Origin of the sequence: Archangium sp., assembly GCF_036389735.1 — a bacterium.
Classification (GTDB): domain Bacteria; phylum Myxococcota; class Myxococcia; order Myxococcales; family Myxococcaceae; genus Archangium.
Window position 1 is genome coordinate 1 of record NZ_DASVWK010000397.1, and the last position, 24,596, is coordinate 24,596.

The following is a 24,596-nucleotide window of genomic DNA, read 5'->3' on the forward strand; positions in this document are numbered from 1 at the left end:
ACCAGTCATGAACCTCCCCGCTTTCGCCTTGGTCGCCAGGGTCCTCCTATTGCTGGCCCTCGTGCTCCCGCGAGCCATGCATGCGGAGCCTGTGGGGGCCGCACCACGGCGCCACGTCGTGCTCTCCGAGATACCGCCGAGCCAAGTGGCGGAGATCCGCTTCGCCGCCGACGTCCTCACGGTGCTGCGCTTCGAGTCCGAATTGGATCCAACCGGGACTCGGCTCCTGGAGCAGGACTCGGCGCTGCATGCGTCGCTGGATGTCTCCGGCCGGTTGTTGTTGCTCCACCCCTCGGCGGGTGCATGGTTGTGGCCACGTCTTCACCTGCAGGTCCGGCTGGCGGACGGCACCCTCCTGGCCTTCGTGCTCCTGCCAAGTGCTCCCGCCCAGGCGGACGCGCAGGTGGACGTGTTCCTCCACCCTGCAACGCCCGGCGCACTGCGGGCCACGCTGGAGAAGGTACGTGCCGAGCACGCGGCGCTGAAGCTCGAGCACGCGCGGTCACTGGCTGAACTCGCGCGCTACCATGAGGACGAGTTCAACCCCGATGTCGCCATCGCCGTGTTGCTGCTCAACGACGAGGCCTCCCGGTCCTTCCTGAAGGCGCAGGGAGCGCCTTTTATTGTCTCAAGTGACGATGTTCACGCACGAATCTGGCTCGTGCGGCTTGCCGGGCGTTCGGCCTACGTCTTCCTTGTGACGAACCGTCACCTCACGAAGGATTGGACACTGCTACAGGGATCGATCCTCGACGGGAGGACTGAGGAGCCCCTTCCTGTCACCGTCCGTGCTCGTCCCTCCACCATTCCACCCGGAGGAAGTGGGCGTGTCGTGCTCGTCACTCGCACGCCTCCCTCCGCGCACAATCACTTCTACTCCGTCCAGCTCCAAGGGCCGGAGGGTCCCGCCTGGCAGCTCTGCTACAATGGAGCGGAACTCTGAGGGGCGTTCTGTTGCTGGCTCGCTCTCGCTTCATCTTCCTACGCAAAGGTCCGCAGACATGTGTCCGAGGAGAATGCTCCAGGTGGTCACGCTGGGTGCGCTGGTGGTGCTGTGCACCGGGTGCTCCGGTGTTCGCTTAAGGCCTGATGGAACCCCCGAGCCCCAGGACTGCCCGCGCCAGACCCTCGAAGCCATGGCTCGGATGGGCCTCTACCCGGGAGACTCCTTCCCAGTCGTCATGGATGAGCGTTTGGGAGTGGCATCCAAGGCGCGGTTGGAGGAGGGATCTGTCGTGGGCTATGTCGACAGGCCTTACGAGCAACTGCCCGAGGGGACCCGGCTGTTCGGGCAGGTCTGGACGGCGGGAGAGATGGTCATCATTCGCTATGACGCCATCCAGGTTCCCGCTGGGCACAGGATGCCCCTTTGCGCCGAGGTCGATGACAGCGGTGGGCAGGAGAAGGATCCGGCGTCTCCCAAGGGTGTGGCCATCATCCAGGACAATGTCGGCGTCGTGAAGGTGGTCACCCGCTACGGCGAGCACGACTTCTCCAAGGATCGGGGCAGGGTGTACATCTACAGGACCATCGAGGATCTACCGCCGAAAGTGCGCAAGAAGCTCAAGCCGTGAGTCTCGTTTCTTCAGGGCTCCCCGCGCCTACCCCCGCGAGCGCTCCGGCTCCGGGCAGTTCGGGTTCGTGAGTTTCCGTGCGGTGTTGATGAGCGCCACGTGGCTGAAGGCCTGGGGGAAGTTGCCCAACTGGCGCTTCGTGCGTGGGTCGTACTCCTCGGCCAGCAGCCCCACGTCGTTGCACAGCGACAGCAAGCGCTCGAAGAGCGCGCGCGCCTCGTCCTGGCGGCACAGCAGCGAGAGCGCGTCCGCCAGCCAGAACGAGCACGCCAGGAACGTGCCCTCGCCCCCGGGCAGCCCGTCCTCCGTGCGCCCCGTGTCGTAGCGGCGCACGAAGCCTCCCTCGCATAGCTCGCGCTGGATGGCCTCCACCGTGCCCACCACGCGTGGATCGCTCGGCGGGAGGAAGCCCATCTGCGGAATCAACAGCAGCGCCGCGTCCAACTCCTTGCTCCCGTACGCCTGCACGAAGCTGCCTCGCCCGGCGTCATAGCCGTGCTCGCACACCTGGGCGTGGATGCGCTCGCGCAGCGCGCGCCAGCGCTCCAGGGTGCCGGGTAGACCGAAGCGCTCGCTGTTCTTGATGGCCCGGTCCACCGCCACCCACGCCATCACCTTCGAGTGGGTGAAGTGCCGCGGCGGGCCGCGCACCTCCCAGATGCCCTCGTCGGGCCGCTCCCAGTTGGACTCCAGGAAGTCGAGCAGATGGCACTGCAGGCCCCACGCCTCCTCGCGCGGGGGCACGCCGGCACGCCGGGCCTGGTAGAGGCAGTCGAGCACCTCGCCAAAGACATCCAGTTGGAACTGGCACACGGCCCCGTTGCCCAGGCGCACCGGCGAGGCGCCCTGGTAGCCGGGGAGCCACGGCAACCGCTCCTCGGTGAGGCGGCGCTCGCCGGCAACGCCATACATGATTTGAATCTCCGCTGGCTCTCCCGCCACGGCGCGCAGGAGCCAGTCGCGCCAGGCCTGGGCCTCTTCCAGGTAGCCCGCGTCGAGCAGGGCGAGCAGGGTGAAGGTGGCATCGCGCAGCCAGCAGTAGCGGTAGTCCCAGTTGCGCACGCCGCCGAGGGCCTCGGGCAGCGAGGTGGTGGGCGCGGCGACGATGCCTCCGGTGGGCGAGTACGTGAGGGCCTTGAGGACGATGAGCGAGCGCAGCACCTCCTCACGCCAGGGGCCCTCGTAGGTGCAGTGCCCGGACCACTGGCGCCACCACGCCTCGGTCTGCGCGGCGGCGGTGGCGGCGTCGATGGGCTCGGGCGGGGGCTCGTGCGAGGGGTGCCAGGTGAGGAGGAAGCGGGCGCGCTGGCCCTCGGAGAGGGAGAAGTCGGCGCGCAGCGTGGCGTCCTCGTTGCGCGGGAGCACGTCGCCGCAGAGGGTGAGGGCATCGGGCCCGGCCATGGCGGTGTAGCGGCCGTCGATGCGGTGCACCCAGGGCGTGCGGCTGCCGTAGCCGAAGCGGATGGCGAGCTCCAGGCTCACGGAGACGTGGCCGCTCACGCACACCGCCTCACGCACGAGGTCGGGTTGGCGGCTGCGCGGGGGCATGCAGTCGATGACGCGCAGGGTGCCCGTGTCGGTCTCGAAGTCCGTCTCCAGCACCAGGGTCCCGGGGCGGTAGCGGCGCTGGACGCGGCGCACACCCCCGGCGGGGGCGAGGCGCCAACGTCCATGCTCCTCGGAGCCCAGGAGGGCGGCGAAGCAGGAGTCGGAGTCGAAGCGGGGGAAGCAGAGCCAGTCGATGGAGCCATCGTTGCCCACCAGGCCCGCGCTCTGGGTGTCACCGATGAGCGCGTAGTCTTCGATGCGGAGGGGCATGCGTTACCCAGAGGACGGTGGCACTGCCCTCGAAGGTAGGGACGCCCTCGCCGTGTCGCTCGGACGGCGAGCACCTCCCTCCCTCTGGGAGCGGGTCGGGGCGGGCGTCTACCGCTCGCCGCCCTGGCCGGGTTACTCCCCGGTTCGGGAGAGCACGGCCTCGGTGACGAGCCCGAACACCGAGGTCTGGAGGGGAAGCCACCAGCGCTCGGCGGGGGCCCAGGAGCGAGGAGGCGGGGTGACGCCAAGGAGCGGGAACGCGAGCCGCTCGAAGAGCCACACGCCCCCCCCGAGCACGAGCCCGCGCCGGGCCCCCCCCTGGGACAACCAGGGCCGGAGCCACGCCTGGAGCAGCCCCAGCGTCGGCCCATACACCCAGCGCAGGACGAGCCCCCACCGCTGAGCCGCACGAGGACCGAGCCGCCGACCGAGCCACCGCTTCGCCCCCCGTGAAGCCAGGTGTTTCACCGCATAAGGAGGGGGTCGTCCCAGCAACGAATCGCGCAGAGGCTCCAGACCCGTGAGGGCCAGGGTTCCCAGCGCCCCCGCGCCGAGCCCGCGCCAGAGCCGCTCACCTGATACCCGAACCATCTCCACCTCCCCAAGAGCAGCCGTGATGGGAGAAGTTAGGGCTGGAGCGTGCGTCTTCCCAGGCTCCAGCCCCAGGCGAGCAGGCGGAAAATCCGTACGAAATTCCCCGCCGGGCGAGTTGATTGCGTCCGCTGTAACTTTGCGGCCTACTGTCCGTATCCGTATGTCGATGGCACTGCGCGTCCTCGCACTGGTGATGTTCCTCGGGCTGCACTCCGGCATGGGTGCGCTCACGGGACTGCTGCACCTGTGCGGGGGCTCGGTCCAGCTGCGGGCCACGTGCTGCTGTGGCCATGGCCAGAAGAAGGCACCGACGCCGGTGCCCCAGGAGCTGGCCACGGCGAAGGAAGTCCGCTGCTGCGACGCCCCCGTGGTGCGGCCCGCCTCCGAGAGGGCGCTGGCCTCGTTCGAGAGCCGCTGGGAGCTGGCCCCCCCGGCCATCCCTCCGGCGCCGCCGGTGCTGGCGCTTCCTCCGGAGCCGGAGTCGCTGCCGGCCGCGTGGGTGCGCACCGAGGCGATCCGTCGCTCCACCGCGCCCCCGCTGTACCTCCAGAATCGCGCGTTTCTGATTTGAGCCGGGAGCCCGTGCGCTGAAGCGCGGAGGGCCGGGCACACGTGTGCTCGCCGTCCGCTGTTCCGCCCGAGGCCCTGGAGCGCTCGCGTTCCGGGACGGGTCCACGTTCCATTGGAGTTCGAGCAGATGCCGCACAAGAAGAGAATCCGGTGGCCCCGGATGGGGGCCATGGTGGGCGTGCTGTGGCTGGCTGGAGCCGCCCAGGCCGCCGAGACACCCGCGAGCACGAATCCTCCGTCCGCCGAGCCCTTGCAGGGCGCTCGGGTGCTGGACCGGGCGGAGCTCATCCGAGAGGTGCTGGAGCGCAACCCGGGGCTGGCGGCGGCGCGAGAGGCATGGCGCGCGGCACAGGCCCGCCCGGAGCAGACGACGGCGCTGGAGGACCCGATGCTGCGCTACGAGGTGGCGCCGCTGTCACTCTTCTCGCGGGAGACGCACTTCGGCCAGTCCCTCGAGCTGAGCCAGCGGCTGCCCTTCCCGGGCAAGCGGGCGCTGGCGGGCGAGGTGGCGAAGGCCGAGGCGGAGGCGGCGCGCGGGGACTTCGAGGCGGCGAGGCAGCGGCTCGCGCTGATGGCCTCGATGCTCTACGACGACCTGTACGTGGTGCACCGGGGGCTGGCGGTGAACGGGCACCACGAGGAGGTGCTGCGGGAGATGAGGCGCAGCGCCGAGGCGCAGTACGTGGCGGGCCGGGCCTCGCAGCAGGACTCGCTCCAGGCGGAGGTGGAGCTGGGGATGCTGGAGCGGGATCGGCTGATGCTCGAGGCTCAGCGGGACATGCTGGTGGCGCGGCTCAACGGGATGCTGCACCGGGCGCCGCACCTGCCGCTGCCGCCGCCGCCCGAGAAGCTGGACGTCTCCGCCGAGCCCCCTCCGCCAGTCGAGTCCCTGGCGGACGAGGCGGTGAAGCAGCGACCGGAGCTGGCGGGCCTGCGGGCGCGGGTGGGCGGAGGCGACGCGGCGGTGAAGCTGGCGCGGCGCGAGTCCTACCCGGACGTGATGGTGATGGGCTCGTACAACTCGATGTGGATGGAGACACCGCACCGCTTCATGGCGGGAGTGGCGGTGGAGCTGCCCGTCTTCCGGGGCAAGCGCCGGGCGATGGTGGGCGAGGCGGAGGCGATGCTCCAGCGGATGAAGCACGAGGAAGCGCAGCTCGTGGATGACATCCGCGTGGAGGTGGCACAGGCGAGGGCGCGGGTGGTGGAGGCACTGAAGGCGGTGGCGCTGTACCGCGACCGGCTGGTGCCGGCGGCGAACGACCAGGTGGCGGCGGCGCGCGTGGGCTTCGAGTCCGGGCGCAACGACTTCCAGGTGGTGTTGAACGCGGAGAAGAACCAGCGCGGCGTGGAGCTGCGCTTCGAGGAGGCGCTCGCGGATGTGCAGCGGCGCCGGGCGGAGCTGCAACGCGCGGGAGGGAAGTTTCCATGAGCACGAAGAACACGTCGAATCGTCGTTGGGTGGGGCCGGTGGTGTGGAGCGTGGTCCTGGTGGTGGGGGTGCTCTTCTTCCGGGGACCGCTGGTGGCCTGGTTCACCGGGAGGCCGATGAAGCAGGAGGCGGCGAAGGAGATTCCGGCCGCCGCGCACGAGGCCCATGCGGCGCTCGAGCATGCGTCCCAGAAGCGCACGGGCCCGGCACTGCCCACGGGGGCGCTGCCGGCCGAGTCCCTCGAGTACGCGCGCGCGGCCTTCGAGGCCACGGAGCGGATTCGCGTGCTGCTGGCGAAGGACTCGCTGGAGGGGCTGGACACGCGGGCGCGCGAGGCGGCGGCGGCGCTGCGCGCGGTGGCGGAGGGCCTGAAGGGCGCGGAGGGGACGAAGGGCGTGGAGGCGGGAGCGGAGGCGGCCGAGCGGCTCGCGGGGGCGAAGAGCGTGGACGAGGCACGCCCGCACTTCAGCGCGGTGAGCCGGGTGCTGGTGGGGCTGGCGGAGGGGGACGCGCGGCTGCGCGAGGGCTGGCACGTCTTCCAGTGCCCGATGGAGAAGGGTTTCAACAAGTGGGTGCAGCGCACGCCGGGGCTGGCCAACCCGTACATGGGCGAGCGGATGCTGGCGTGCGGCTCGCAGTCCGAGTGGAAGGTGGAGGTGAAGGCGGCCAGGCCCGCGGCGGCGCCGGGAGAGGTCGCGCACCACACGTGCCCGATGCACCCCTCGGTGAAGCAGAAGGACGCGGGGAAGTGCCCCATCTGCGGGATGGACCTGACACCGGTGACGCGGGAGGAGCTGGAGAGCGGGGTGGTGCTGATCGACTCGGTGCGGCGGCAGCGGATTGGCGTGAAGACGGCGACGGTGAAGGTGGCGCCGATGGATCTGTCAGTGCGGTCTCCGGGGCGGGTGACGTACGACGAGACGGCGCTGGTGGACGTGACGCTGAAGCTGGACGGCTACATCCACGAGTTGCACGTGGACGCGACGGGGCAGCCGGTGAAGCGGGGCGAGGCGCTCTTCACCCTGTACAGCCCGGAGCTGTACGCGGCGCAGCAGGAGTACCTGCTGGCGTTGAAGAGCCAGACGGTGGCGAAGGAGTCGGGGATGCCGGAGCGGGCGGACTCGATGGTGCGCGCGTCACGCAAACGCCTGGAGCTGTGGGGCCTGACGGAGTCGCAGCTGGATGGAATCGCGAAGAGGGGCGAGCCCATCGAGAACCTGCCGTTCCTGGCGCCGGCGAGCGGCTACGTGCTGGAGAAGAGCGTGGTGGAGGGAGCGGCGGTGAGGGCGGGAGACCGCCTGTACCGGATCGCCCCGCTGGAGAAGGTATGGGTGGAGGCGGACGTGTACGAGGGGGACCTGCCGAGGGTGAAGGTGGGGCAGGAGGTGGAGGTGACGCTGCCGTACATGCCGGGGAAGGTCCTCAAGGGGAAGGTGGGCTACCTGTACCCGGCGCTCCAGGCGAACACGCGGACGGGGCTCCTGCGGGTGGAGCTGCGCAACGCGGCGCTGGAGCTGAAGCCAGACATGTACGTGGAGCTGAAGCTGAAGGTGGAGGGAGGGGCGCGGCTTCAGGTGCCGGAGTCGGCGGTGCTCTACACGGGCCCGAGGCGGCTGGTGTTCGTGGACCTGGGGGAGGGGCGGATGGCGCCGCGAGAGGTGAAGCTCGGGGTGCACGCGGGGGAGGCGTACGAGGTGTTGGAGGGCTTGAAGGAGGGGGAGGTGGTGGTGACGAGCGGGAACTTCCTGGTGGCGGCGGAGAGTCGGATCCGCTCGGCGGCGGACCACTGGGGTGGAGGCGAGCATGAGTCCCCCTGAGTCGAAGCCCGGGTTGATCCAACGCCTCATCGCGGGGAGCGCGAAGAACCCGTTCTTCACCCTGTTGCTGGTGGGAGGCCTGGCCATCTGGTCGGTGCTCGCGATGCGGGACACGCGACTGGACGCGATTCCAGACCTCTCGGACGTGCAGGTCATCGTCTTCACGGAGTGGGCGGGGCGCAGCCCGGACCTGGTGGAGGACCAGGTGACGTATCCCATCTCGTCGTCGCTCCTGGCGGCGCCGCGGGTGAAGTACGTCCGAGGCCAGTCGATGTTCGGGATGTCGTTCGTGTACGTCATCTTCGAGGACGGCACGGACATGTACTGGGCGCGGAGCCGGGTGCTGGAGTACCTGGACACGGCCAGATCCAAGCTGCCCGAGGGGGTGATGCCCTCGCTGGGCCCGGACGCGACGGGAGTGGGCTGGGTCTTCCAGTACGCGCTGGTGGACGAGACGGGGAAGACGGACCTCCAGCAGTTGCGCAGCCTCCAGGACTGGAACATCCGCTACGCGCTGGAGAGCGTGCCGGGGGTGGCGGAGGTGGCGAGCCTGGGAGGCTTCGTCAAACAGTACCAGGTGGACGTGGACCCCACGCGCCTGCGGGCCTACGGGGTGACGCTGGGCGAGGTGGCGCAGGCCATCCGCGAGTCGAACGAGGACGTGGGCGGGCGGGTGCTCGAGATCGCCGGGCACGAGCACATGATCCGCGGGCGGGGCTACATCCAGAGCACGAAGGACATCGAGAGCATCCCGCTGAAGGTGGACGCCAAGGGCACGCCGGTGCGGGTGAAGGACGTGGCGCAGGTGTCGCTGGGCCCGGAGGCGCGGCGAGGGCTGGCGGAGCTGGACGGCAAGGGCGAGACGGTGGGCGGCATCGTGGTGATGCGCTACGGGCAGAACGCGCTGGACGTCATCGACGCGGTGAAGGAGCGCCTGGAGGAGGTGAAGCGCAGCCTGCCCGAGGGGGTGGAGGTGGTGGTGACGTATGACCGCTCGGGACTCATCCGGGACGCCATCGCCACGCTGACGGACACGCTGCTGGAGGAGATGTTGGTGGTGAGCCTCATCATCTTCCTCTTCCTGATGCACGCGCGCAGCGCGCTGGTGCCCATCATCACGCTGCCGGTGGCGGTGGCGCTCTCGTTCCTGCCGATGCTGTGGCAGGGCCTGACGGCGAACATCATGTCGCTGGGCGGCATCGCGGTGGCGATTGGCGAGCTGGCGGACGCCTCCATCATCCTGGTGGAGAACGTGCACAAGAAGCTGGAGGAGTGGGAGGACTCGGGCCACAAGGGCACGCGGCTGGAGGCCATCATCGAGGCGATGCAGGAGGTGGGGCCGAGCGTCTTCTTCTCGCTGCTGGTGATGACGGTGGCCTTCGTGCCGGTGTTCACGCTGGAGGCCACCGAGGGCCGGATGTTCAAGCCCCTGGCGTACACGAAGACGTACAGCATGGCGTTCGCGTCGGTGCTGGCGGTGACGCTGACGCCGGCGCTGGCGGCGCTGTTCATCCGGGGCAAGGTGATGCGCGAGGACAGCAACCCGGTGAACCGCTGGCTGATTCAGGGCTATGCGCCCGTGGTGCGCTTCGTGGTGAAGCACCGCAGGGCGGTGGTGGTGGGCTCGGTGGTGGCGATGGTGTTCACCGTGCCGGCCTTCCTGCGCCTGGGCAACGAGTTCATGCCGCCGCTCAACGAGGGAGCCATCCTCTACATGCCGAGCGCGCCGCCGGGCATGTCGGTGACGGAGGCCTCGAAGGTGCTCCAGTCGATGGACGCGGAGCTGAAGAAGATTCCCGAGGTGGTGAGCGTCTTCGGGAAGATGGGCAGGGCGGAGACTCCAACGGATCCGGCGCCCATCGGCATGGCGGAGACGGTGGTGATGTTGAAGCCGAAGGAGGAGTGGCGCCCCGGGCTGACGTGGGAGGGCTTGCTGCGGGAGATGGACGAGAAGGTGCAGTACCCGGGCATGCCGAACATCTGGTGGATGCCCATCCAGACGCGCACGGAGATGCTGGCCACGGGCATCCGCAGCCCGCTGGGCATCCAGGTGTTCGGAGACGACCTGGACACCATCGAGAAGGCGGCGGTGGAGATCGAGCGGGCGGTGGCGGGAGTGCCGGGGACGCGGAGCGCGTTCGCGGACCGCTCGACGGGTGGCTTCTACGTGGACGTGGAGGTGAAGCGCGAGGAGGCATCGCGGCTGGGCCTGCGGGTGAAGGACGTGAACGAGGTGGTGATGGGGGCCATCGGCGGCGAGGAGGTGACGCAGACGGTGGAGGGGCGCGAGCGCTACCCGGTGAGCGTGCGGTACGCGCGAGAGCTGCGGGACACGCCGCAACTGCTGCGCGAGGTGCTGGTGCCCACGCCGGGAGGCGCGCAGGTGCCGCTGGCGCAGGTGGCGGACATCCGGTTCGTGAACGGGCCGCCGATGATCCGCAGCGAGGACGGCAAGCTGGTGGGGTACGTCTTCGTGGACCCGGGCGGCGTGCCCATCGCCGACTACGTGCAGACGGCGAGGGCGGTGGTGGAGAAGGAGGTGAAACTGCCGGCGGGGGTGCGCGTCGAGTGGACGGGGCAGTTCCAGTACTTCGAGCGGGCGAAGGAGAAGCTGAAGGTGGTGGTGCCGCTGACGCTGCTGGTGGTGCTGGTGCTGCTGTACCTGAACACGAAGTCCTGGACGGAGACGGGCATCGTGTTGCTGGCGGTGCCCTTCAGCCTGATTGGGGCCATCTGGCTGCTGTACTTGCTCGACTACAACTTGAGCGTGGCGGTGTGGGTGGGGCTGATCGCCCTGGCGGGCCTGGACGCGGAGACCGGGGTGGTGATGCTCCTGTACCTGACGATGGCGCACCGCAAGGCGGAGGAGGCGGGCCGGATGCGGCACTTCGGGGAGCTGCGAGAGGCGATTGTCGAGGGAGCGGCACGGCGGATCCGCCCGAAGCTGATGACGGTGCTGACGACGTTCATCGGGCTGGCGCCGGTGATGTGGAGCACGGGGACGGGGTCGGACGTGATGAAGCGCATCACCGCGCCAATGGTGGGCGGGGTGCTGACGTCCTTCCTGCTGGAGCTGACGGTGTACCCGGCGCTGTTCGCCCTGTGGAAGGCACGCGAACTCCCCCCGGAGACTCCGAGCCAGGACGAGTCCGTCCCACCCGAATCACCCCAGGCCCTGACCGCGTAACGAGCTCCGTTCTCGTTGCCTGTCGTTCCCAAGGGGGGAACAGAACGTTGGTTTCTCGCCGGAAGACCGGAGGCGCACGGCGTCTCCGGTTCACGCGGGGGCGCATCGGGTCCACCCTGTCCGCTTTCACGGGCTGGATGAGGAGACGCGATGCCCCAGTACGATTTCGACTTGTTCACCATCGGCGCGGGCTCGGGCGGTGTGGCGGCGAGCCGCCGGGCGGGCTCCTACGGCGCACGTGTCGCCATCTGTGAGGACAGCCGCATCGGCGGCACCTGTGTCCACCGGGGCTGCGTGCCCAAGAAGCTGCTCGTCTACGGCGCCCACTTCCACGCGGACTTCGAGGACGCCGCCGGTTACGGCTGGTCCGTACCCGAGCCCACCTTCGACTGGACGAAGCTCCAGGCGGCGAAGAACAAGGAGCTGGACCGGCTCGACGGCGTGTACCGCCGGCTGCTCCGGGACTCGGGCGTCCAGCTCATCGAGGGCCGGGGTCGCGTGGTGGACGCGCACACGGTGGAGGTGGGCGGCAAGCGCTACACGGCCGAGCGCCTCCTGGTGGCCACGGGCTCGCATCCCTTCCTCCCCGAGATTCCTGGCATCGAGCACGCCATCACCTCGGACGGGGCACTGAGCCTGCCCGAGCTGCCACGCCGGCTGGCCATCGTGGGAGGCGGCTACATCGGGGTGGAGTTCGCGGGCATCTTCAACGCCCTGGGCGCGAAGGTGATGATGCTCCTCCGGGGCGAGACGGTGCTGCGCGGCTTCGACAACGACATCCGCGGGATGCTCACCCAGGAGCTGCGCAAGAAGGGCATCGACCTGCGGCCCGAGACCTTCATCCGCGACATCGAGAAGCGCCCGGACGGCACGCTGAGCCTGCTGACGCGGATGGGGGACACGCTCGAGGTGGACGCGGTGCTGTACGCGACGGGACGGGTGCCCAACACGAAGGGGCTCGGGCTGGAGGAGGTGGGCGTGCGCCTGAACGAGCGCGGGGCGGTGCAGGTGGATGAGTGGTCTCGCACCAGCGTGGAGAACATCTACGCGGTGGGGGACGTGACGGACCGCATCAACCTCACCCCGGTGGCGATCGCCGAGGGCCGCGCGCTCGCGGAGACGCTCTTCCACGACAACCCGACGAAGTTCGACCACACGGGGGTGGCCTCGGCGGTGTTCTGCCAGCCGCCGGTGGGCACGGTGGGGTGCACGGAGAACCAGGCGCGCGAGCGTTACGGCCAGGTGGACGTATACGTCTCCAACTTCCGGCCCATGAAGCACACGCTGAGCGGTCGGGACGAGCGCACCATGATGAAGGTGATTGTAGAGCGCGCGAGCGGACGGGTGCTCGGCTTCCACATGGTGGGGGCGGATGCGCCCGAGATCATCCAGGGGATGGCGGTGGCGCTGAAGTGTGGGGTGACGAAGAAGCAGCTCGACGCCACGGTGGGCATCCACCCCACGGCCGCCGAGGAGTTCGTGACGATGCGCGACAAGCGGCCGGACCCCGAGGAAGCCGCGGCCCAGGAGCGGGGCCGCGACGCCGTGCCGCACGCGCACTGAGCCCTCAGCGTCCGGGCCCGCCGAAGGTGGTGCCCGCGTTGAGCTGGAGGATGCCCGGGTAGCTGAGCTGCCCGTGGTGTCCGATGATGTGCTGGTACACGGGCACGCGCAGGTGGAGCCCGAGCCGCACACGCCCCACGGGGTACGCCAGCCCCGCGCCCGCGAGCACGTCCGTGCGGCCGAGGTTGCCGTCCTGCTGGACGAGGCCGTCCCAGCGCTCGGGCTGCTCGTTGGCCACGTCCGCGTTCACGGAGAAGCGCAGGGCACCCACCACGGGCCCCTCGGCGGCCAGTCCCGCGGCGAAGCGGTGGCCACTGCGGTAGCCGAAGCGGTTCTCCCCGAGTGCCAGCTGCGCCTGTCCCCACGCCCGCGCCCCCCACGTGCCCCAGGCGCGCGAGGCCTCCAGGCCCAGCAGGGGTTGCACGGTGCCGGTGCCGAACTGCACATGCTGGTGGGGCAGCCCCGCCTCGCCCAGGGCGAAGGGGTTCTCCACGGTCCCTCCGAGGGGCACGGTGAAGCCCACCCGGGTCGAGAGGCCCACCTCACCGAGCCGCCAGGCGTAGCGCCCCATCACCCACGGGTCCCCGAGCCCGAAGAGGGTCTCGTCGCGGTGGTGGATGTTCTCGTAGTCGAGCGACAGGGGCGTGCCATCCAGCGCGGTGAAGCGCACGGTGGTGCGGTTGAGGCGCACGGGGAGCTGCACCTCCACGCCCAGGGCGTCGGTGAGGCCATGCTCCAGGGTGGCGCGCAGCTCGGCGACGGTGAAGCGCTGGTCATGGAGCTGCGGAGGCTCCTCGCGCACCTGGCAGATGGGGCCGATGTCCGGGCATTCGGACGGGTGCACCACGTGCACGGCGGTGAGGAGCGAGGACAGGGAGACAGAAGTCTCCCCGGCGCGCAGGGTGGAAACGCTGTCCCTCCCGACCGGGAGGTTGGGGTTGCTTCAACCCGCGCAGGCGGCGGCGCGGTTGGGAATGGCCAGCCCGAGCAGCCCCACGGCGACGGCGGCCCACCTCATCGCGAGCCCCCTTCCTTTATAGCGGCGTCCAGCGCCCCCAGGTCGAAGCCGGGGATGGCGCGCACGAGCTTCCCGTCCTTCCCGTAGACGAGGAGGTAGGGCAGGTTCTCCACCTGGGCCAGGTGGCGCCTGGCCAGGGGCGAGTCCCACGAGACGACGTTGAGCTTGCGGTAGGCGACGTCCCCGCGCGCGTTGAGCAGGGCGAACATGTGCGCATCCACCTTGCGGCACGGCGGGCACCAGTCCGCGTAGAAGTCGAACACCGTCACCTTGCCGGGCACGGCGTGGGGGGCGAGCTCGGGCACGTCCTCGCCCGCCTGCGACAGCTTCTTCAAGTCCGCGCCGGGCGCGAGCACGGGCAGGGGCTCGAAGGACAGGTCCGGGTGGCAGGTGAAGCACTGGGACTCGGGCACGCCGTGCTCGCCGCACCAGTCCCGGGCGGCCTGGAAGCGGGGGACGAGCTCGGGGTGGCAGCGGGTGCAGTTCTCCTGGGGGATACGGTGCTCGCAGAAGGCCGCGTCCTCGGAGGTGGCGACGCTCAGGCTGCTCAGCTCCCCGTGGGACTCGCGGGTGGAGGCACACCCGGCGGCGAGGCCTCCCAACAGGCACAGGCTCTTCAACCAACGCATTTTTCCACCCTTCGCGAGAAAATCGTCGAAGCCAGAGGAATCAGAATGTTGAAATTCGCCTCGGTAAACGTTGAAATACACCTCGCGTTCCCGCGTTGGCGAGGAGAACTTCCGACCTTGTCCGGCTGTCTGGTCTTCAATCGTCCCCGCCGCCGCCGATGGTTTCACGGTCGCGGCAGAACACAGTACGAGTGGAATATTGCAATCCTCTAGGATTGAGGATAGTCTTCCAGCAGCGATAGCCACGGCAGCCCAGGGGGGTTTTCCAATGGTTGAGATGAAGAAGGGTCTTCCCAGGGATTCCGAGTGCGAGGCGTACTGGAAGCCCACCTCGGAAGATTTCGGGTGGGAGGACCTGGATGACGGCATCACCACCTCGCGCCGCTCGGTCCTCTCCCCGACGCGGGACGCCGAGTCGGTGGAGGCCGAGTCTCCGCTCCTCCGGCGTGCCATCCCCGCTTGAACCTTCGGGTCTGACTTGAATGACAGGATTTCCAGTGCTGTCAAAGGAATGCAATCTCAAGAGTCTGGGTTGCATTCCCAGACTACCCGGTTAGCCTAGCATTCATGGAGACGCCGATTTCCGCGAGGACAGCCATCTTGATGTCGCTCATCAGCGGCAGGGGGTTCGGGCTGGAAATCATCCAGCGGGTCCGGGAGAGGACGGAGGGGAAGATCCTCTTGAACGAGGGGTCGGTCTACCCGGCGCTCAAGGCCCTGGAGCGGGATGGGCTGTTGCGCAGCTACGACGGCGAGCCCATGCCGGAGCGCGGAGGACGACCGCGGCGCTACTACGAGCTGACGGGGGAAGGGCGGCGCGTGGCCAGCGAGCAGCGCACGGCCCTGCTCAACCTGTTGCACCCCGCGGAGGCCTTTTGATGGACGGCAAGCTCCCCCTGCTGGACGCGTTCTCGGTGGACGAGGACTGCGAGGATGGGCTCACCAGCTCCCGCCGGTCCGTGTTCAAGCCGCTCGGGCCCGTGCAGGCCGTGGTTCCCCCGCCGCCGCCCGCGCCGGCTCCCGTGGTGCTGCGCGCGCAGCGCACCTTCGACCGGCTGGGGGCCTACCTGCCCCGGCGCATCGACACCGAGCAGATGGGCGACGCGCTGGAGTCCCTCCACGCCATGGTGCGGCGGGGCGAGCCGATGTGGAAGGTGCGCGCGCGCATCGCCTCCACGGCCTTCTGGGTGCTCGCGCACACGGCGCTGGAGCTGTCCCTGCGGCTGGCCGGCGCGGTGGTGCGGCTGGCCACCGGCCGCAATGGTGACACGGAGCGCTAGTCCTTCACCAGGTTCTTCATCACGAACCAGACGTTGGCGGGCCGCTCCGCGAGCCGCCGCATGAAGTACGGGTACCAGTGCTTGCCATACGGCACGTAGACGCGCACCGGCCAACCCTCGCCCGCGAGCCGCTCCTGCAAGTCCCTGCGGATGCCATAGAGCATCTGGAACTCGAAGGTGCCCCGACGCAGTCCCTTCTTCCGGGCATACGCGAGCGTCTCGTCGATCATCCGCTCATCGTGCGTGGCGATGCCGTGGTACAGCCCGCTGTCGAGCAGCACGCGCATGGTGCGCAGGAAGCTCTCGTCCACGTCCTTCTTGTCCTGGTAGGCGATGTCGGGCCCCTCCAGGTAGGCGCCCTTGCACAGGCGGATGCGGATGCGCTCGGCGCACAGGGCCCGCGCGTCGGCCTCGGTGCGGTAGAGGTAGCTCTGGAGCACCGCGCCCACGTGGGGCTCGCCGAACTCGCGGTGCAGCGCGCGCACCATGTCCAGCGTCGCCTGCGTCACCGCGCCGTGCTCCATGTCCACGCGCACGAAGGTGTCGCGCCGCTTCGCCTCGGCCACCACCTCGCGCGCGTTGGCCAGCGCCAGCTCCCGGTCGAAGAGCAGCCCGCACTGCGTGAGCTTCAGCGAGACATTGCCCCGCACACCCACCTGGTCGATGCGCGCCAGCAGCCGAAGGTACTCGCGCACCTCGTCGTGCGTCTCCGCGTCGTTGCGCACCGCTTCGTTGAGGTGGTCGAAGGAGACGGTGAGGCCGCGCGCGTTGAGGTCCTTCACCGCGGCGACGGCCTCCTCCAGCGTCTCACCGGCGATGAAGCGGCGGGCGATGCGGCGCAGCGCGGGGACGCCAGTGGCGACGTCCTTCAAGCCCTCGCGGCGTGAGAGGAACATGAGGGCGGAGCGGGACAGGTAGGTGGCGTGGTCCATGGAATGTCGTCACGAGACGTGCTGGCCGAGGAAGTCGTCCACGAAGGCGTTGAAGGAAGAGGTGTGGCTCATGTAGGGCAGGTGGCTGGCCTCGCGGAGCACCTCCAGGCGCGAGCCGGGGATGCGGGCGGCCACGTCCCGCGCGTACGAGAGCGGCACCAGCAGGTCCCGGGCGCCATGGAGGATGAGCGTGGGCACGCGCAGCTTCTCCAGGGCGTTCACGTAGTCCGCGGCGAGGATGTCCTCCAGCCGGCGCAGCAGCTCCAGGGGCGAGAGCCGGCGCGCCTCGCGGACGATTTCCGCGCGGCCCTCGGGGGGCAGGTGACGCCCGCCGAGCACCCGCGCCACGGTGGGCGCGAAGAGGTAGGCGAAGGGCTTGGGCATGCGCACCAGCGTGGACAGCGCGAGGGCCCAGCGGCGCACCCGGTGCACGCTGGCCACCGGCGACACCAGCACCAGCGCCTTCACCCGCTCGGGGTGGGCCAGCGCGAAGGCGATGGAGACGAGGCTGCCGAAGGAGGAGCCCACCAGGGCGAAGCGCTCGGGGAGCTGGGCGTCGGGGTGGGTGAGCGAGGCCAGGTTCCACTGCAGCGGCGTGTGCGTCATGGGCGTGGCCACCGGCGGTGTCCACAAGAGGAAGCGCCAATCGGACGCCAGCGGTCGCATGGGAGCGAACGAGCGGCCCGAGGCTCCCAGTCCGGGCAGACACAGCACGGTGCGCGACTCGTCCTGGTTTCCCCGGGGGAAGGTGAAGAGTCGCACCTCGGCGCCGCGCACCCGGCGGTGCTCGAGGGACAGCTCATAGCCCTGTTGAATGTCCTCGGGCGCCGGGACGAGCCGGGGGTGGTGGGCGGCGGAAAGGGTGGCCTCACGCATGACAGGCTCGGATGAGCAGGTGCCGCACGGTGTTGGCCACGCGGTCGCGAAAGAGGGTCAGCCGCGAGTCCGGGGCATCCGGAGGCGGTGGATTCAATGGCGGGCCTACGACGAACGTCATCTTCACGGGCAGGGGCAGTGGGCCCAGGCCGATGCCCAGCGGCACCCGGTACTTCTCCCCGGGCGCGAGCGACACGCTCAGCCGCTCGTCATCCGGACACAGGAAGGTGTCGTCCACCCCGAAGCCGGCGAAGGGGACGATGGGCACGCCGGCCTGGGCGGCGAGCCGCGCGAAGCCGAGCGACCCCTCCCAGCGCAGCCGGTAGTGGTGCCGGGGCTTCTTGAAGGTCTCCCAGGCGCCCCCCGGGTAGCACACCACGAGGTGGCCCTGCTTCAGCGAGGCCAGGGCATTCTCCCGGGTGCCCTCCACGCCTCCCAACCAGGGTAAAAGCGTTCTCACCAGGGGGATTTTGAAGAACCCCCGCTCGGCCAGTCCCAGGGGATAGCGGCCCGTGGCCTGGTGCACGAGGTGGAAGAAGGCGGGCGTCTCATACCCCCACAGGCCGTGGTTGCCCACCAACAGCACCGGCCCCTCGGTGGGCAGGTGCTCGGCGTCCAACAGGCGGGCCTGGTGGTAGAGGGCGGACAGGGCCGCGCCCGTCTCGGCGAAGCGGAAAAATGCACGGCGGATGGGATTCTGGGCGGCTTCCACGGGGCCTGAAGATGGGGATGCCCCGCCCGGCTTTCAGACCCGCCTTGCCCGCCTGCCTGCCAATTTCCTTCGGGGGGGAAAGTCGCCAGGGATTTACCGCGTTCAACGCCTGTCAGGGGGGCAGGGGAGCACGGGCGAGGGCAAGTGTCCTGCCGTGACGGTTGTCCGCCCTGGAGGGGGTGCGGATGGTTGTGACGCCATGGAGCCATTCGAGATGCTGTCTGGGAAGCAACGGGAGTTGCTGGCGTGCTTCGAGTCGTTGGATGACGTCGAGGGGACGGAGCCGCTGCGGGTGAGGGTGGGGGAGCTGCTCGATGAAGTCCGTCTGCACGTGAGGGTCACCGAGCGCCACCTTCAGCCCCTGGTGGTGCGCGTGGAGGGGCAGAAGCGGGCCCTCCAGGAGGCGGAGGTCCTCCTGGCCATGCACGAGTTGATGGCCGAGCTGGAGTACTTCCCCTGCGGAAGTATGGAATGGCTCGCGCGGCTGATGGCGCTGGAGGACGCGGCCCTCGCCCACGTCCGCTCCCTGGAACTCCAGCTCTTCCCCCGACTGTCCGAGGCCCTGGACGAGGGCGAAGCCGTGGACCTCGTGCGGTCCATGGCGGCCACCCGCGAGGCTTTGTGGCTGGAAATGCGCCGGGCCCGCTCGGCGTTCCGAGGTCTGGATTCGGTCCATTCCTGCTCAGAATGGGTCTGAACCCCCGTTCAGGTGTGTGCGCGGAAAACGCAACCTTTTTGAAAATTAAATCGACAAGTCGTGTAATTGTGGGGTTATGAGAGGACTGCTGTTGAGATAAGACAGCACCAACGACAAACCCCCCACGGATGAGGCGTCTCCCCCTGGAGATGGGCTCATCGCAGCGAGGATACACGAGCATGTCGGTCGACAAGGCATTCCGAGAGATGGTCCGCAACGAGATCGAGGCGCAGCTCAAGCCCCTGCGCGATCTGGTGTCGCGTCTGGAGGCGGGCACGGCGGATCTCGACAGGCTTCGCAGCGTGGCCGAGCAGCTGGCCCCGCTGGCCTCCGCGGTGGGCCCCCTCTTCGGGGCCGGCGGTGGTCGCGCGGCGGTGGCGGCTCCGGCCCGGCGGGGTCCTGGCCGTCCGGCCCGGAGCGCGGCGGCTCCCGCGGCGGCGGCGTCCGGTGGTGGCAAGCGTCGGGGCCGCAAGCCGGCCGCCGAGGGCGGGGCGCGTGAGTGCGCCATCGGTGGTTGTGGCAAGCCCAGCCGCACCAAGGGTTACTGCGCCGCGCACTACCAGAAGCTGCGGATGCTGGAGAAGACGGGCCGTCGCCCGTCGGCCTGGGTGGACTACGCCGAGCCGAACAGCGTGGATGACATCAAGCTGCCGCGTGGTCGCGCCGCCGCCAAGGCCCTGGCCGAGGCCGCCCAGAAGAACGCGGGCTGAGTCTCGCCAACGCCTGAACCGGGTCCTCCTTTGGATAGGGGGAGGTCCCGGTTCTTGCGGGGCCGGCCCGGGCCCGACATTCTTGGTTCATGAACAAGCGCGAGCTGGAACCCGGAATCCACACCGACCTGGCCGGACGGACGACGTACGGCGAATACCTGCAGCTGGACCGGTTGCTGTCCGCGCAGGTGCCCCGCTCGCAACCGCCCCACCACGACGAGCTGCTCTTCATCATCCAGCACCAGACGAGCGAGCTGTGGATGAAGCTGCTCGTGCATGAGCTGACGGCCGTCATCCGCTACATCCAGAAGGACGAGCTGGAGCCCTCGTTCAAGATCTTCTCCCGCGTGGGCCACATCCAGCGGATGCTCTTCGAGCAGTGGAGCGTGCTGGAGACGCTCACTCCCAATGAGTACCTGGAGTTCCGGGGCGCGCTGGGACAGGCCTCGGGCTTCCAGAGCCATCAATACCGCGCCATCGAGTTCCTGCTGGGCCACAAGGACGCGCAGGCGATGGGGCCCTTCCGGCACATCCCCGGCGTGTACGCGCAGCTGGAGCACTACCTGGACGCGCCCAGCGTGTATGACGAGTTCCTCCGCCACCTGTCGCGCAAGGGCCACGCCGTCCCGGCGGATCGCATCCAGCGCGACTGGCGCCTGCCCTACGAGAAGAGTGACGCGGTGGTGGAGGTGTTCCGAAACATCTACGAGAAGCCCGAGCAGCACTGGGATGCCTACGAGATGGCCGAGAAGCTGGTGGACGTGGAGGAGCGTTTCCAGTTGTGGCGCTACCGTCACATGATGACGGTGATGAGAGTCATCGGCTTCAAGCCGGGCACGGGGGGCTCCTCGGGCGTGGGCTTCCTGCGCAAGGCGTTGGACCTGCGCTTCTTCCCCGAACTCTGGGATGTGCGCACCGAACTCGCTCCCCCGGCTGGCAGGTAGGGCTCCCACCTCGGCGACATGACTGCTAGGGTCACCTCCCGGCTCCTACTTTTAAAGTGGAGCCAGGAGGAGAACCCATGCGTGCGCCTGGACGGAACGAGCCGTGCTCCTGTGGGAGCGGAGAGAAGTACAAGCGGTGCTGTGCCGGGAAGGAGGCGGCGGCGAATCGGCCAGCGCCCTCTTCGGGAAGGGCCGCCGTGCACGAGTTGGACGAGCGGGTGGTGGAGGCGATACGGCGTTACGCCGACCGGCGTTTTGGCCGGGGTTGGCTGCGCGAGGCGGCGGAAGTCTTCTACGATGACCCCGACTTCGAGTTCGGGCCGATGGATGCGCAGATCCTCGTGCCGTGGGCCGTGTACCACTGGCCGTTGGAGGGACGCCCGCTCCGGGCGTGGTTCCTCGAGGAGCGGGGCACGAAGCTGACGGAGGCGGAGCGGGCGTGGCTGCTCGCGCAGCGGCAGGTGGTGCTCACCGTGTGGGAGGTGCTGGAGGTGCGCGCGGGCGAGGGCCTGCGGGTGAAGGACCTGCTGGGGAGCGAGGAGCACTTCGTCCACGAGGTGACTGCCTCGCGGGTATTGCGCCCGAGGGAGGCCGTGCTCGGACGGGTGGTGCCGCACGAGGGCACGGCGGTGTTCTGCGGACTCTACCCCCGGCCCCTGCGCCCCAGGGAAGCGGATGAGATCGTGCAGGCCATGCGCAAGCGGCTCCGGGTGCGGGGAGGGGGCCCGGTACCTCGGGAGAAGCTCGCCCTCGTGGAAATGGAGCTGGAACTCATTGATGCCTGGCGCGAGACTGCGGAGTGGCTCGAGGCGAACGCCGGGCGGATGCCGGCGCTGCGTAACACGGATGGTGAGCCCGTCGTGTACGTGGAGGACCACTACACGTTCTCGCCCGAGGTCCGCTCGCGCGTGCTGGAGGCGCTCGCGAAGCTGGAGGGGGTGGAGGTGGAGGAGGACGAGAAGGGCGTCATCCACACCTTCATGAAGCAAGGCAATGCGATGCACGCGGAGTGGGAGAACACCGTCGTCGGACGCGCGGACGTGGCGATGGACTCGCTGCGGCTGGAGACGAACTCGGTGAAGCGGGCGGACGCGTTGCGCCGCCGCGTGGAGGCGGCCTGCGAGGGACTCCTCACCCACCGCACGCGCCACGAGAAGACTCCCGAGGCCCTGCGGAAGGAGCAGGCGGGGAAGCCTCTACCGCCCAGGGAGCCCCGTTCGCCCGAGGCGCTGGCCGCGTTGCACGAGCTCAAGGAGCGGCATTACGCCGCATGGCTGGACAGTGGGCTGCCGGCGCTCAAGGGCAAGAGCCCGCGTCAGGCGGTGCGCACCAAGGCCGGGCGCCATGCGGTGGAGGTGATACTCAAGGAATTGGAGCGCACGGAGGCGGGCTTTCCCGTTGAGGAGCGGATGGACGTCTCTGGACTGAGGCGGGAGTTGGGACTGGAGGGGTGATAGAAACCGGGGCCATGTTCACGCAGCTGCGCATCCAAAACTTCAAGGCGTGGAGGGACACGGGGAACATCCGCCTCGCGCCACTGACCGTCTTCTTCGGGCCCAACAGTTCCGGCAAGACGAGTCTCCTCCAGCTTCTGCTCTTGTTGCAGCAGTCCGAGCAGTCTTCCGATCGTAAGCGCGTTCTGCACTTCGGAGATGATCACAGCGTCGTTGACCTGGGCGTGTATCCCGAGATGGTGTTTCGACATGAGCCACAGAGGGAACTGCGCTTCGCGCTCAAGTGGCGCGTTCCGGGAACACATCAGGGACCGACTCGGGGTGCTGGAACTGAGGCTCGCGAGACCAAGGTCGCCTTCAAGGCGAGCGTTGGCTCTACCAGTGGTGACGCCGGTCCCATCAGCGTGCACTCGTTTCAGTACTCCGTTTGTGCACCGCTCATAAACCTCGGCCCCACCACCATCAAAATGAGGCGTGATGATGTGGCTGGGGGCTACGAGCTTTCAACTCGTGGAAACGATATCCAAAGGAAGCCCGGGGCGTCTGGCCAACTGTCTGCGCCAGTTCGATTCTACGGCTTTCCTCGAGAGGCCGCGGTCCAGTACGTGGATACAGAGGGCCTTTTCGACCAATTCGAGCAGGCCCTCGAAGTACAGCTCGATTCCATCTGCTACCTGGGTCCGTTACGGGAACTGCCTGCGCGCTACTACAGTTGGTCAGGTGAAGCTCCTGTAGACGTAGGGCTCGATGGAGATCGCACCATTGAGGCCCTCTTGGCAGCGATGACGCGTACCTTGGAGCCAAGTGGGGGCAACCCCGTGCGTTTCGGGGAACTCATCGCGAAGTGGCTCCTTCGGATGGAACTGCTCGACAGCTTCGAGGTCAGGCCGATCGCGCCCAATCGGAAGGATTATGAGGTTCTCGTTCGAAGCCGCGGCAGTGCCGAAACGGTCAAGCTGACCGACGTTGGCCTGGGGATTTCGCAGGTTCTGCCGGTCCTGGTGCAGGCGTTCTACGTCGATCCGGGGAGCGTCGTTCTTCTCGAACAGCCAGAGCTTCATCTGCATCCCAGGGCGCAGTCCTCTCTGGCGGATTTGTTCATCGACGCCATCCGTATGTGGGAGGACGAGAGTCCTCGTGACATTCAGCTTCTGGTGGAGAGTCACTCGGAGCATTTCCTCCGGCGTCTTCAGCGCCGTATCGCGGAGGGGAAGCTGAGTCCGGACGAGACCGCGCTCTATTTCTGCTCGCCGGGTCCAGAGGGGTCCACCATCGAAAAGCTCCAGGTCGACAAGTACGGGCGCATCGCCAACTGGCCCGAGAACTTCTTCGGTGATGCCATCGGCGACACGGAGCATCAGATGGACGCCATGCTTCGCCGCATGGAGCAGGAGGAACCGAATGCCTCCGGGTGACCATGTGTTGGACACCAACGTGCTCCTCGTGGCGAGTGCGGGCGATCCCTCTTCGCCGTTCAAGGACAGTGCTCATGTGCCCTTGGCAGAGCAGAGGGCGGTATTGGCGTGGCTGCGCGAGTTCCGGAGGGACCGGTCGCGTCAGCTCGTACTCGACTCCCAAGGGGAGGTGATGCGCGAGTACAAGAAGCAACTCGGGAAGAAAGATTACGGATATCAGGTCTTCATCGAGAAGTTTCAGACGGCTCGATTTCACCGGATCGAGTTAGATGAAGCGGGCGCTGCCCGGTTGCCGGAGCCCCTACAGACCGAGGTGAAGGACAGGTCCGATCGCAAGTTCGTCGCGGTCACTCTGGCGGATAAGGGGCAGAGCTCCCTGGTCAATGCCTGCGATACCGACTGGTACGACTGTGAGGCCGCGCTCATGCAGGCTGGAATCAATGTGGAGCAGATCATCGACGGCTGGTGCCGGGCGAAGTACGTGGAGAAGCAGGGGAAGTGAGCTCAACCGACTTCTTCAAATTCCCGCACACGCCGCACCTCGCGTGGCTCTCCTCCGCGCCCGCGCGCCAGGACAAGGTGCTCTCGCCTCCCGAGGTCCGGGACTTCCTCTCCAGCGAGGTGCTCATTGAGGAGAAGGTCGATGGTGCCAACCTCGGCCTCTCCGTCGATTCCTCCGGCGCCCTGCGCGCGCAGAACCGCGGCTCCTTCCTGGGCACGCGCGCCTCGCCCCAGTTCCAGCCCCTCTGGCCCTGGCTGGAGGCGCGGCGCGAGCGGCTCGTCGAGGCGCTCGGGGAGAATCTCATGCTCTTCGGCGAGTGGTGCTTCGCCGTCCACAGCGTCCGCTATGACGCGCTCCCCGACTGGTTCCTCGCCTTCGACGTCTACGACCGCGCGGCGGGACGATTCTGGTCCACCGAGCGCCGCGATGCCCTGGTCGAGGAGCTCGGCCTCGCCCGCGTCCCCGTCCTCGCTCGGGGACGCTTCTCCCTCGCCGAGGTCCAGAAGCGCCTCGGCCCCTCGCGGCTCACCCACGGCCTCGTGGAGGGCCTCTACCTGCGTCGGGACCAGGGTGGTTTCCTGGAGGCCCGCGCCAAGCTCGTGCGCCCCGAGTTCGTCCAGGCCATCGAGGAGCACTGGTCCTCCCGGCCCCTGGAACGCAACGGGCTCGCCTCCGGCTCCTGATGGAGAGCAGGCCTGCGACCGGGCCCTCGCGCTTGTTCTCGCCCGTGTCCGGCTGCCCGCGCCCGACTCCCGTTCCTAGCTTGAGAGGGAAAAGGAGGAGACACCATGGCCGAGCACGACAGGCCCAAGCACGAGCCCCCGCTTCCCGAGGACGACGAGGGCCGCCGCACCCGTCAGGCCGGAGACCGG

The 24,596-nt window shown here is 68.6% G+C and carries 24 protein-coding genes and 1 pseudogene; 18 read left to right on the plus strand and 7 right to left on the minus strand.

What is annotated here, in order from left to right:
• The first annotated feature begins 76 nt into the window (after nt 1-76).
• Both VF794_RS14155 and VF794_RS14160 read left to right on the plus strand, forming a co-directional pair.
• Entirely contained in the window at nt 77-943 is an 867-nt protein-coding gene (locus tag VF794_RS14155) for a DUF2381 family protein (RefSeq protein WP_331110636.1), read from the plus strand.
• An 82-nt stretch (nt 944-1,025) separates the two neighbouring features.
• Complete coding sequence (locus tag VF794_RS14160) at nt 1,026-1,574, plus strand: hypothetical protein (RefSeq protein WP_331110638.1); 549 nt, start codon at nt 1,026-1,028, stop codon at nt 1,572-1,574.
• Nucleotides 1,575-1,601: 27 nt separating this feature from the next.
• Here the strand turns inward: VF794_RS14160 and VF794_RS14165 are convergent, their stop codons facing one another.
• On the minus strand, nt 1,602-3,392 hold the full coding sequence (locus tag VF794_RS14165) for a glycoside hydrolase family 15 protein (RefSeq protein WP_331110640.1): 1,791 nt from the start codon (nt 3,390-3,392) through the stop codon (nt 1,602-1,604).
• A gap of 132 nt (nt 3,393-3,524) precedes the next feature.
• Complete coding sequence (locus tag VF794_RS14170) at nt 3,525-3,983, minus strand: hypothetical protein (protein ID WP_331110642.1); 459 nt, start codon at nt 3,981-3,983, stop codon at nt 3,525-3,527.
• Between the two features lie 163 nt (nt 3,984-4,146).
• Here VF794_RS14170 and VF794_RS14175 point away from each other — a divergent pair, with 163 nt between their 5' ends.
• The 5 genes from VF794_RS14175 to gor all read left to right on the plus strand — a co-directional run bounded on the left by VF794_RS14175 (nt 4,147) and on the right by gor (nt 12,555).
• Nucleotides 4,147-4,557: a hypothetical protein gene (locus tag VF794_RS14175; protein ID WP_331110644.1), complete on the plus strand. Its 411-nt coding sequence runs from the start codon at nt 4,147-4,149 to the stop codon at nt 4,555-4,557.
• 126 nt (nt 4,558-4,683) lie between these two features.
• Entirely contained in the window at nt 4,684-5,988 is a 1,305-nt protein-coding gene (locus tag VF794_RS14180; protein WP_331110646.1) for a TolC family protein, read from the plus strand.
• Nucleotides 5,985-7,805, plus strand: a complete 1,821-nt coding sequence (locus VF794_RS14185) for an efflux RND transporter periplasmic adaptor subunit (RefSeq protein ID WP_331110648.1) — start codon at nt 5,985-5,987, stop codon at nt 7,803-7,805. The genes VF794_RS14180 and VF794_RS14185 overlap by 4 nt, the downstream gene beginning before the upstream one ends.
• Nucleotides 7,792-10,992 carry a CusA/CzcA family heavy metal efflux RND transporter gene (locus VF794_RS14190; protein WP_331110650.1) on the plus strand — a complete coding sequence of 1,067 codons (3,201 nt, stop codon included), beginning with the start codon at nt 7,792-7,794 and terminating at the stop codon, nt 10,990-10,992. The genes VF794_RS14185 and VF794_RS14190 overlap by 14 nt, the downstream gene beginning before the upstream one ends.
• 150 nt (nt 10,993-11,142) lie before the next feature.
• Nucleotides 11,143-12,555, plus strand: a complete 1,413-nt coding sequence (gene gor, locus VF794_RS14195; RefSeq protein WP_331110652.1) for a glutathione-disulfide reductase — start codon at nt 11,143-11,145, stop codon at nt 12,553-12,555.
• A 4-nt stretch (nt 12,556-12,559) separates the two neighbouring features.
• Here gor and VF794_RS14200 read toward each other — a convergent pair whose 3' ends face one another.
• Nucleotides 12,560-13,399: a hypothetical protein gene (locus tag VF794_RS14200; RefSeq protein WP_331110654.1), complete on the minus strand. Its 840-nt coding sequence runs from the start codon at nt 13,397-13,399 to the stop codon at nt 12,560-12,562.
• Between the two features lie 170 nt (nt 13,400-13,569).
• The gene (locus VF794_RS14205; RefSeq protein ID WP_331110656.1) at nt 13,570-14,202 is read right to left on the minus strand and encodes a thioredoxin family protein; all 633 of its coding nucleotides are present in this window, start codon (nt 14,200-14,202) and stop codon (nt 13,570-13,572) included.
• Nucleotides 14,203-14,479: 277 nt separating this feature from the next.
• Between VF794_RS14205 and VF794_RS14210 the strand changes: the two genes are divergently transcribed.
• The 3 genes from VF794_RS14210 to VF794_RS14220 all read left to right on the plus strand — a co-directional run bounded on the left by VF794_RS14210 (nt 14,480) and on the right by VF794_RS14220 (nt 15,482).
• The gene (locus VF794_RS14210) at nt 14,480-14,665 is read left to right on the plus strand and encodes a hypothetical protein (protein ID WP_331110658.1); all 186 of its coding nucleotides are present in this window, start codon (nt 14,480-14,482) and stop codon (nt 14,663-14,665) included.
• A 140-nt stretch (nt 14,666-14,805) separates the two neighbouring features.
• The gene (locus VF794_RS14215) at nt 14,806-15,081 is read left to right on the plus strand and encodes a PadR family transcriptional regulator (RefSeq protein WP_331110681.1); all 276 of its coding nucleotides are present in this window, start codon (nt 14,806-14,808) and stop codon (nt 15,079-15,081) included.
• Nucleotides 15,081-15,482: a hypothetical protein gene (locus VF794_RS14220; RefSeq protein WP_331110660.1), complete on the plus strand. Its 402-nt coding sequence runs from the start codon at nt 15,081-15,083 to the stop codon at nt 15,480-15,482. Before VF794_RS14215 ends, VF794_RS14220 begins: the two co-directional genes overlap by 1 nt.
• Here the strand turns inward: VF794_RS14220 and VF794_RS14225 are convergent.
• The 3 genes from VF794_RS14225 to VF794_RS14235 are packed head-to-tail and all read right to left on the minus strand — an operon-like array spanning nt 15,479 to nt 18,002.
• A complete protein-coding gene (locus VF794_RS14225) occupies nt 15,479-16,414 on the minus strand; it encodes a proline dehydrogenase family protein (protein ID WP_331110662.1) in 936 nt (311 codons plus the stop codon). The genes VF794_RS14220 and VF794_RS14225 overlap by 4 nt on opposite strands.
• A 9-nt stretch (nt 16,415-16,423) precedes the next feature.
• Nucleotides 16,424-17,290 carry an alpha/beta hydrolase gene (locus VF794_RS14230; RefSeq protein ID WP_331110664.1) on the minus strand — a complete coding sequence of 289 codons (867 nt, stop codon included), beginning with the start codon at nt 17,288-17,290 and terminating at the stop codon, nt 16,424-16,426.
• Nucleotides 17,283-18,002 carry a lysophospholipid acyltransferase family protein gene (locus VF794_RS14235; protein WP_331110666.1) on the minus strand — a complete coding sequence of 240 codons (720 nt, stop codon included), beginning with the start codon at nt 18,000-18,002 and terminating at the stop codon, nt 17,283-17,285. The genes VF794_RS14230 and VF794_RS14235 overlap by 8 nt, the downstream gene beginning before the upstream one ends.
• 214 nt (nt 18,003-18,216) lie before the next feature.
• Here VF794_RS14235 and VF794_RS14240 point away from each other — a divergent pair, with 214 nt between their 5' ends.
• The 8 genes and pseudogenes from VF794_RS14240 to VF794_RS14270 all read left to right on the plus strand — a co-directional run bounded on the left by VF794_RS14240 (nt 18,217) and on the right by VF794_RS14270 (nt 24,407).
• Nucleotides 18,217-18,699, plus strand: a complete 483-nt coding sequence (locus VF794_RS14240) for a hemerythrin domain-containing protein (RefSeq protein WP_331110668.1) — start codon at nt 18,217-18,219, stop codon at nt 18,697-18,699.
• 179 nt (nt 18,700-18,878) lie between these two features.
• A complete protein-coding gene (locus VF794_RS14245) occupies nt 18,879-19,409 on the plus strand; it encodes a cell wall protein (protein WP_331110670.1) in 531 nt (176 codons plus the stop codon).
• An 89-nt stretch (nt 19,410-19,498) separates the two neighbouring features.
• Entirely contained in the window at nt 19,499-20,353 is an 855-nt protein-coding gene (locus VF794_RS14250; protein WP_331110671.1) for a tryptophan 2,3-dioxygenase, read from the plus strand.
• Nucleotides 20,354-20,430: 77 nt separating this feature from the next.
• A pseudogene (locus VF794_RS41630) lies at nt 20,431-20,499 on the plus strand (SEC-C metal-binding domain-containing protein); the annotation flags it as partial.
• Nucleotides 20,500-20,550: 51 nt separating this feature from the next.
• Nucleotides 20,551-21,807, plus strand: a complete 1,257-nt coding sequence (locus tag VF794_RS14255) for a hypothetical protein (protein WP_331110673.1) — start codon at nt 20,551-20,553, stop codon at nt 21,805-21,807.
• Between the two features lie 14 nt (nt 21,808-21,821).
• Nucleotides 21,822-23,222 (plus strand): AAA family ATPase, encoded by a 1,401-nt coding sequence (locus tag VF794_RS14260; protein WP_331110675.1) that lies wholly within the window; start codon nt 21,822-21,824, stop codon nt 23,220-23,222.
• Entirely contained in the window at nt 23,209-23,724 is a 516-nt protein-coding gene (locus tag VF794_RS14265) for a hypothetical protein (RefSeq protein ID WP_331110677.1), read from the plus strand. The genes VF794_RS14260 and VF794_RS14265 overlap by 14 nt, the downstream gene beginning before the upstream one ends.
• Nucleotides 23,721-24,407, plus strand: a complete 687-nt coding sequence (locus VF794_RS14270) for an RNA ligase family protein (protein WP_331110679.1) — start codon at nt 23,721-23,723, stop codon at nt 24,405-24,407. The genes VF794_RS14265 and VF794_RS14270 overlap by 4 nt, the downstream gene beginning before the upstream one ends.
• Nucleotides 24,408-24,596 lie beyond the last annotated feature (189 nt).